The following is an 8,623-nucleotide window of genomic DNA, read 5'->3' on the forward strand; positions in this document are numbered from 1 at the left end:
CGCTGCCCTCGAAACGGGTTCGTCAGCTCGGGGAAAGCAGCCGTTCCCTCAGGCCCTTCACCCGGGCGTGGATGTCGTCGCGGACCAGTACCATCCGGTCACGCCCTTCGATACCGCGCAGGGAAGGTTCATCGGTTTCCCAGATTTCCACCTCAACGCCTTGGACTGCAGGGACCTTTGCTTCCCCGCCGAGAACCACGACGAGCCCGGCGGCACGCATGTCCTCCTCGGTCAACAGGGTGGGCTGCTCCGCTGAAATGTCAACACCGAGGTCTGCAAGAACCTCAGCCGAGAGTGCGTTGATGGCGGTTCCGGGTTTGGTGCCAGCAGAACTGACTGAGATCCCATCACCTGCTTCCAACCTCATGAGGCCTGCGGCCAGCTGGGATTTGCCGCCGTTCTTGACACATACGAACAGCACTGATGGCTTCATGGGTACCAGTCTTTTTTCGTCGGGATCGGTCATCGCGCCTCACTCTTTGTGTTTGCACCCTGAGAGGGCGGCTTCATTCGATGGCGCTAGACTACGTGATGGCATCGACAGTTGTCGATGTCTGGTGCGGGGGTCGACCCGTCTACCGCGCCCGCCGGATGCGGAATGGCCCTTTGGCCGTCGAGGGATCGACCACTGAGCCTGCCTGGGTGATCTGAACCTGGCCGGCAGCGACCAGCCTCCGGGCCGCCCGTCGCGCGGGCTCCTCCAGGCGAGACCCGTCATCGCCACCCACCGCACGCGCTGCATCGGAAGGGTAGATGGTCGGCGCCGCAGCCAGCAGGCTAAGGATTTTGGCTTCCAGTTCCTGATCGGTGGGGGTGACCCCCCGGCGTCGACAGGCGGTCGAGCAGTAGCGCACCTCAGCCCAATTCGCCGCCCATTTGGCGCGCCACTCCATCCGTCGCCCGCAGGACACGCAGGTCTTGTCGTCGGGTTCCTGCGTGGTTCCGCGCTGTCGGTGGGCCATAACTTCATTGTCCCCGAGACGCAGGGGCACCCTTGTAGGGTGTCACCTGTGGCTATGCGGATTCTGGCGGTAGGTAAGAAGCACGAGGCGTGGGTCAGTGACGGCATCGCGCGTTACGAGAAGCGCCTCAAGAAACCCTTCGACCTGAGCTGGCAGCTCATTCCCCACTCGGCCCGGGAGAACGACGCCGCCCGCCGCGAAGAATCCGAACGGCTCCTCGCGAAACTCACGGCCAACGACTTCGTCATCCTGCTCGACGAACGCGGCAAAGCCCTCGATTCCCCCGGCCTGGCCCGGACCCTCCAACAGCCCATCGACAACGCCCGGACTGTGATTTTGATCATCGGCGGCGCATACGGGGTTGACCCGTCAGTCCACAGTCGCGCCAACCTGGTGTGGTCGCTTTCCCCCCTGGTCTTTCCACACCAGCTGGTCCGGCTGATCCTCGCCGAACAGTTGTACCGCGCGCAGGAGATCGCAGCCGGGCGCCCCTATCACCACGAGTAGCACCCTCACCAAGCCGTCCCCCACCCGGCGTCGAATACCCTTGGGTAGGGCGGGTAGCCCTTCAGCCGTAGTACGAGTGCGGACAACCACTGGACCTGAGGGAGGATCATGAGCGGCGCACCGGCTTCGCATCGCCTGGCCCGCTCCTCGGTGACTTCAGCAGTTGTCCTCGCCCTTGCTGCCGGGGCGCACGTTATTGGTGGGGGAAATCTCCCAGCCCCGTTGATCGTTGCCGTGCTGGGGTCGGCAACGCTCTTGGCAGTGACAGTCATCTCCAAAAGAGCACTATCGCTACCCGCCCTCCTTCTCGTTCTCGCTCTGGGGCAATGGCTCCTGCACCACGCGTTCAGTCTGACGTCGACGGCGGCCTGCGTCACCGCACCCGCCACCCACTACGCCGTCCAGGCGGTCAACTGCATGCCGAATGGTGCGCACGCGCACCCCGCCGCCGCGCACACCGACCTCTGGATGCTCACACTCCACGGCGTCGCTGTCGCCGCCACCGGGTTCATGCTCCACCGGGGCGAATCCGCCCTGCACCTGGCAGCCGCTTGGCTCGTACCACTACTCCGACTGCCCGACGTCGTCATCGGCGTCCCTGTCCCACGAATGCCCCTGTTCCCGCCGGCACCGGCGCTACGTTCGGTACGCGCCCTGCGCGACACTCCCGCGCTTCGGGGGCCACCGCACCTGCCCGTCCCCGCCTTGCTGCCTGCCTGAACCTTGTTGCCACGGGGGCAGCCGCCTCATCACAACACCCATTTTTCGCTGACCCTGCGAGCGCTGTGCGCCCGGGCAGCATCCTGAAAGGCATTTCCATGAACGCTTCATCACGCCGGACCGTCACCACCTCGGCACTCGCCGTTACCACCGCGGGCCTCATGGCCCTCGGTCTGGGTACGGCCTCAGCCCACGTCAATGTGAGCCCAGCCAGCACCACTGCGGGCGGCTACACGCAACTCAACTTCTCGGTACCCAGCGAATCGGACACGGCCCTGACCGAGAAAGTTGAGGTCCAGCTGCCCACCGATAACCCCTTCACCTCGGTGCGCGCCAAACCGGTAGAGGGCTGGACCGCCGAGGTCGTCCGCGGCGAGCTTCCCGAGCCCGTCGAGGTCGACGGCGCCACCATCACCGAGGGCGCCCTGTCAGTGGTGTGGACCGCGGACAGCGAAGGGGACTCGCTGTCCGCCGACGAGTACCAGGTCTTCTCGCTGTCAGTGGGGCGGCTACCCGAGGCCGGAACCACTGTCACGCTGCCTGCCATCCAGACGTACTCCGATGGCAGTGTGTCCAGCTGGGATGAGGTAGCCGAGGAAGGGGCCGAGGAACCCGAAAGCCCGGCACCCTCCTTCGTCACCACCGCCGAGACCGAGGAAGGCGGGCACGGCCACGACGCGTCAGCCACCGACGAGGCCGACGCCGCCGATACTGAGCAGGCTTCCGCCACCGAATCAACGGCAACCCAGCCCGTGATTTGGGTGGCACTGGCCGCCGGCCTGCTCGGTCTGGCAGCGGGCGTCTTGGCCCTGGTCCGGACCCGCGGCGCCAAATAGCAGTCGGTAACGATCCCTGCGTCAATCGGTCGTCTCATTAGGGCGGCCGATTGACGCAGGGGCAATCACCGGCGAAGGTGAGTCCATGGGTATCCACACACGCACTTCGTCCAAAGCCGCTGCCGTCCTCGCGGCCATCAGTTCCATCGCGTTGGTTGCGGGATGTGGTGCCTCCAGTTCCACCGAGCAGGAATCGACGCCCGCTCCGGAAGCCACCACCTCCGCCGCGCCGACCACGGAACCGACCGAGGAAGCCAGCGAATCCCCCTCCCCGGAGGCTTCAGCCACCCCGACCGAAGAAGCGTCGGAAGAGCCCACCGCAGCCGAGCCCGAGGACGACGGGAGCTGCACCGCTGCCGATTTGGCCGCCACAGTGGAAACACCGATGGGTGCCGGCAGCGCGGGTACCGCCGCACGCAACCTGATCCTCTCGAATATGTCGGACGAGGAATGCTCCATGACCGGCTACCCGGGAGTGTCCTACGTCGATGCATCAGAGGCGCAGGTCGGCGCCCCCGCCGACCGGGAACCCGGAGTGGAGTCCCCCACCGTGGTGTTGGCGCCGGGCCAGTCCGCCATCGCCACCCTGCAACAGACCAATGCCCAGAATTACGGTGACGGCTGCAGCATCACCGAAACCACCGGTGTCAGGGTCTACCCACCGGGTGCCACCGACTCGCTGATCGCGGTCCAGGAATCGGTTGGCTGCGCGGCCGAGGACATCATCCTCATGACCGTTGGCCCTGTCACCGCCATGTAGCCCAGATGCTGCCGGGAGCCAGTCTTAGCGGAAGACTGGCGATCGTGAGTCAGTGGTGCCGTCCGATGCCCGACGCTCGCTGAATAACAGGTGCCTCAACCGTCCAGCGGCGAGGGCGAAAATCGCTGCGGTGAGGAGCTGGAGCGTCAAGGTCAACCAGGTCTGCTGGCCAACGACGGCGGCGACGCCGGCCAGCGCCGCGAAGGCTCCGGCGGTCACCATTACCCGACCCCGTTCCAGCAGTCCGTAGGTGACCAGACCCGCGCCCAGAACGATCCAGCCGCCAAGCCCCCGGAGCGCTTCGATTGATCCGCCGAGCAGCGCCGCAAGTTCCAGAACCACCGCCAGAATCAGGTAGGTGCCCGAGTTGGCGTTGATCGCTGGCGGGTTGCGCACCAGCCAGGGCGCCGCCAACAGGATGAGGATCAGGGTCGCCACCACAAAGTAGGCTGCCACGGCGCCAGTGTTTTCACCGGCGATCAGGCTGGCCACCGCACCGCCCAGAAAAAGAGCAGACACACCGGCCATCGGAACCCAGTTGTTTCCTACCTGGCCTCTCATGGGTGAGCCTTTCCTGCTGCAGTTGGGGCGTTCTACCTTGAAAGCTACCCTCCATTTGGCCGCGGGGCGGGAGCCTCGGCCCGCTGCGTCGCAAAATGTCAGTCGCCTGAGAGATGATGAATCGGTGACATCGGTGTTGGATAAGTTCACTCCCGCAACCCATCAGTGGTTTGCCGGAGCCTTTGCCGCGCCCACCTCCGCGCAGGAGGGGGCCTGGAACGCCATTTCGGCGGGCTCGAACGCCCTGGTCATTGCGCCGACGGGTTCCGGGAAAACCCTGGCAGCGTTCCTGTGGGCGCTGGACAAGTTCATCGCCGCCGGCGCGGCCGAGGAGGCACCGGCCACCAAGGGAGTACCCGCGAAGAAGCGCGGCACCAGGGTCTTGTACATCTCGCCGTTGAAGGCGCTCGGCGTCGACGTCGAACGTAACCTGCGTGCCCCCATGATCGGTATCACCCAGACTGCCAAACGGCTGGGCCTTCCAGCGCCGTCAATCACTGTGGGGGTGCGGTCCGGTGACACCTCCCAGGCGGATCGCCGCGCCCTGCTGACCCGGCCACCCGACATCCTCATCACCACCCCCGAATCCTTGTTCCTCATGCTGACGTCCAAGGCGCGGGAGACCCTCACCGACGTCGATACGGTCATCGTCGACGAGGTCCACGCGGTGGCCGGTTCCAAACGGGGAGCGCACCTCGCGGTGTCCCTCGCCCGGCTGGATGCCCTGCTGGAGAAACCCGTGCAGCGGATCGGGCTCTCAGCAACAGTAGAACCGCAGGAGACCGTCGCCCGGTTCCTGGGCGGCAACGCTCCAGTTGAGATCGTCGCGCCGCCGTCGAAAAAACAGTGGGACCTGACCGTCACTGTGCCGGTGGAGGATATGACCGAGCTCGGCGGGCCGCCGACGCGGAACGACGACGACGACGCGTACGGCGCCGAAGCTGTCCCGCAGGGCAGCATCTGGCCGCACGTCGAGGAGAAGATCGTTGACCTGATCCAGGCCAACCGCTCCACGATCGTGTTTGCCAACTCCCGCAGGCTCGCCGAACGCCTCACCGCCCGCCTCAACGAGATCCACGCCNCCGAACGGCTGGAAGCGGCGGCGCTGCGGGCAGTACCGGCTGAGGACTCAGCGCCGAAGGCAGGCACCGGGACCGGCCAGCGCGCCGAGAAGGCTCCGGCGGACCAGGCGACCCAGTCACCACCGGCCGAGCTGATGGGCCAGACCGGCCAGACTGACGGCTCAGAGCCCCTCCTGGCCCGCGCACACCACGGGTCGGTATCGAAAGACCAGCGGGCGCTGATCGAGGATGACCTTAAATCCGGGCGGCTGCGTTGCGTGGTGGCGACGTCCTCGCTTGAACTGGGAATCGATATGGGTGCAGTGGACCTGGTGGTCCAGGTGGAGTCACCCTTCTCGGTGGCGAGCGGACTGCAGCGGGTGGGCCGTGCCGGGCACCAGGTGGGCGAAGTCTCGCAGGGTGTGCTCTTCCCCAAACACCGGGGAGACCTGGTAAACACCGCCGTTACCGTAGAGCGGATGCTCGCCGGGAAAATCGAGCCGCTGTACATCCCCGCCAACCCGCTGGACATCCTGGCGCAGCAAACGGTGGCAGCGGCAGCCCTGGGCACCATCGATGTGGAGGAGTGGTTCGACGTCGTCCGCCGCTCCGCCCCCTTCGCCACCCTCCCCCGATCTGCGTTTGATGCCACCCTCGACCTGTTGGCGGGGCGCTACCCCTCCGACGAGTTCGCTGAGCTGCGGCCCCGGATCATCTGGGACCGGGTGGAAGGCACCATCACCGGGAGGCCCGGCGCCCAGCGGCTAGCGGTCACGTCTGGTGGCACCATCCCCGACCGGGGGCTCTTCGGCGTTTTCCTGGTCGGTTCAGCCGAACCCGGCACCGGGGGGAAACAGGGCGGCCGTCGGGTCGGGGAACTCGACGAGGAAATGGTCTACGAGTCGCGGGTGGGTGACGTGTTTGCGCTCGGCGCCACCAGCTGGCGGATCGAGGACATCACCCACGACCGGGTGCTGGTCTCCCCCGCGTTCGGGCAGCCGGGCCGGTTGCCGTTCTGGAAGGGCGATTCCCTGGGCCGACCGGTGGAACTTGGCCGCGCGATCGGCGGATTTGTCCGCGAAACCTCTGTTGCCTCCCCCGAGGACGCGCAGGCGCGGTGCAAAGCGATCGGTCTCGATGACTGGGCGTCGGGAAACCTCCTGACCTACCTCGCCGAACAGCGTGCGGCCACCGAGATTGTCCCGAACGACCGCACCCTGGTGGTTGAACGGTTCCACGACGAACTCGGCGACTGGCGGGTGATCCTGCATAGCCCCTTCGGCATGCCGGTGCACGCCCCCTGGGCGCTCGCCGTCGGGGCGCGCCTCGAGCAGCGTTACGGCATGGACGGCTCGGCGATGGCCTCCGATGACGGGATCGTGCTGCGGGTGCCCTTGATGGATGATGAGCCGCCGGGTGCTGAGTTGTTCCTCTTCGACGCGGAGGAACTTGATGGCATCGTCACCACCGAGGTGGGCGGTTCGGCCCTGTTCGCCTCACGGTTCCGCGAGTGTGCTGCCCGCGCCCTCCTGCTGCCCCGGCAAAACCCCGGGAAACGCTCCCCACTCTGGCAGCAGCGGCAACGTTCGGCGCAGCTGCTCGACGTTGCGCGGAAGTACCCCACGTTCCCGATCGTCCTGGAGACGGTCCGCGAGTGCCTGCAGGACGTCTATGACCTGCCCGCGCTGAAGGACATCGCTGCCAGCATCGAGCGCCGGGAACTGCGCATAGTCGAAACGACCACCTCCCAGCCGTCTCCGTTCGCCCGATCCATGCTGTTTGGTTACGTAGCGTCCTTTCTCTACGAGGGCGATTCCCCGCTCGCCGAGCGCCGCGCCGCCGCCCTGTCATTGGATCCCACTCTCCTCAACGAGCTGCTCGGTCGCGCGGAACTGCGTGAACTGCTGGACCCGCAGGTCATTGCCACCACTGAAAGTGAACTGCAGCGCCTCGCACCGGACCGGACCGTGCGTGGTCTTGAAGGCGTCGCCGACCTCCTGCGGCTCCTCGGCCCGCTCACCACGCAGGAGGTAGCTGACCGGTTCCAGCCTCCTGAGGAGTCCGTCGCTACCCCAGCTGTCGAACAGGTGGGGTCGCTGCTCCTGCAACTCGGTCAGGCCAACCGGGCGCTGCAGGTCTTCATCGCCGGCGAGGAACGCTGGTCGGCTGTCGAGGATGCTGCCCGCCTGCGCGACGCGCTGGGGGTCCCACTGCCGATGGGCATCCCGCTGGCCTTCATCGAACCGGTGGCGGATCCGCTGGGAGACCTCGTGGGGCGCTACGCCCGCACCCATGGACCGTTCACCGCCGCCGAAACGGCGCGGCGCCTGGGCCTGGGGGTCGCCGTGGTGTTGACTGCCCTGCAGCGCCTCGCCGCAGACGGCCGGGTGGTCGAAGGTGAGTTCCGCCCGGTTGCCTCACTCCCCGAGAACACCCCCGCGTCCTCCCACACTGCGGCGCCCAGCGAATGGTGCGACGTCGAGGTGCTGCGTCGGCTCCGCCGTCGGTCCCTGGCCGCGCTGCGGCAGGAAGTGGAACCGGTGGACCCCGCAGCCTACGGCAGGTTCCTTCCCGCCTGGCAGCACGTCGGTTCCTCCCTCCGCGGGCTGGACGGGGTGGCCACCGTGGTCGACCAACTCTCGGGGGTTCCCATTCCGGCGTCGGCGTGGGAGCCGCTCATCCTCGCCTCACGGGTCGCCAACTACACGCCGGCGATGCTCGACGAGCTGACCGCCACCGGGGAGGTGGTCTGGTCCGGGGCCGGGTCGCTGCCCGGCAACGACGGGTGGATTGCCCTGCACCTGGCCGAGAACGCACCACTCACCCTCAGACCCGACCCGGTGTTCGAACCATCCGCCCTGCAACTGAACCTCCTGGAGCTCCTGGACCGGGGTGGCGCCTACTTCTTCAGGCAGTTGGTCGAGTCGCTCGACTCCGAGGCGCCACGGAACGATTCCGAGGTGGTCACCGCACTCTGGGAGCTGGTGTGGGGCGGCCGGATCAGTAACGACACCTTCACCCCCGTGCGGAGTCTGCTGGCCGGCGGCAAAACCGCCCACAAGCAGCGCGCCGCCCCGCCGCGCGCCCGGTCATCGCGGGTCGGACGGCTCGGCCGGGCGCCCGGTGCGTCCCTGACCGGGTCGTCAATGCGGGTCAAGGGTAACGACGACGGCGTCCGCGGCTACCAGCGCAGCACCCCTCCCATGGCGGCCGGCC

General features: G+C 67.0%; 8 protein-coding genes. 5 read left to right on the forward strand and 3 right to left on the reverse strand.

Features of this window, described 5'->3' with window-relative positions; all coding sequences use genetic code 11:
- Nucleotides 1–22: 22 nt before the first annotated feature.
- Nucleotides 23–466: an arsenate-mycothiol transferase ArsC gene (locus K728_RS0111280; RefSeq protein ID WP_443110965.1), complete on the reverse strand. Its 444-nt coding sequence runs from the start codon at nt 464–466 to the stop codon at nt 23–25.
- Nucleotides 467–575: 109 nt separating this feature from the next.
- Nucleotides 576–962 (reverse strand): DUF2256 and DUF3253 domain-containing protein, encoded by a 387-nt coding sequence (locus tag K728_RS0111285; RefSeq protein WP_024476778.1) that lies wholly within the window; start codon nt 960–962, stop codon nt 576–578.
- Between the two features lie 54 nt (nt 963–1,016).
- Between K728_RS0111285 and rlmH the strand changes: the two genes are divergently transcribed.
- The 4 genes from rlmH to K728_RS20185 all read left to right on the forward strand — a co-directional run bounded on the left by rlmH (nt 1,017) and on the right by K728_RS20185 (nt 3,785).
- Nucleotides 1,017–1,469 (forward strand): 23S rRNA (pseudouridine(1915)-N(3))-methyltransferase RlmH, encoded by a 453-nt coding sequence (gene rlmH, locus K728_RS0111290; RefSeq protein WP_019482330.1) that lies wholly within the window; start codon nt 1,017–1,019, stop codon nt 1,467–1,469.
- Nucleotides 1,470–1,577: 108 nt separating this feature from the next.
- Entirely contained in the window at nt 1,578–2,189 is a 612-nt protein-coding gene (locus K728_RS0111295; RefSeq protein ID WP_024476780.1) for a hypothetical protein, read from the forward strand.
- 98 nt (nt 2,190–2,287) lie between these two features.
- Nucleotides 2,288–3,025, forward strand: a complete 738-nt coding sequence (locus K728_RS0111300) for a YcnI family copper-binding membrane protein (RefSeq protein WP_024476781.1) — start codon at nt 2,288–2,290, stop codon at nt 3,023–3,025.
- A gap of 85 nt (nt 3,026–3,110) precedes the next feature.
- Nucleotides 3,111–3,785 (forward strand): DUF4232 domain-containing protein, encoded by a 675-nt coding sequence (locus tag K728_RS20185; RefSeq protein WP_024476782.1) that lies wholly within the window; start codon nt 3,111–3,113, stop codon nt 3,783–3,785.
- 24 nt (nt 3,786–3,809) lie between these two features.
- On the opposite strand, the gene K728_RS0111310 is transcribed toward K728_RS20185, so the two are convergent.
- On the reverse strand, nt 3,810–4,304 hold the full coding sequence (locus tag K728_RS0111310; protein WP_156809001.1) for a hypothetical protein: 495 nt from the start codon (nt 4,302–4,304) through the stop codon (nt 3,810–3,812).
- A gap of 40 nt (nt 4,305–4,344) precedes the next feature.
- Here K728_RS0111310 and K728_RS19235 point away from each other — a divergent pair.
- A partial coding sequence (locus K728_RS19235; RefSeq protein ID WP_443110966.1) for an ATP-dependent helicase occupies nt 4,345–8,623 on the forward strand: 4,279 nt, incomplete at its 3' end.

The organism is Arthrobacter sp. CAL618 (genome assembly GCF_000468215.1).
Classification (GTDB): Bacteria; Actinomycetota; Actinomycetes; order Actinomycetales; family Micrococcaceae; genus Arthrobacter_D.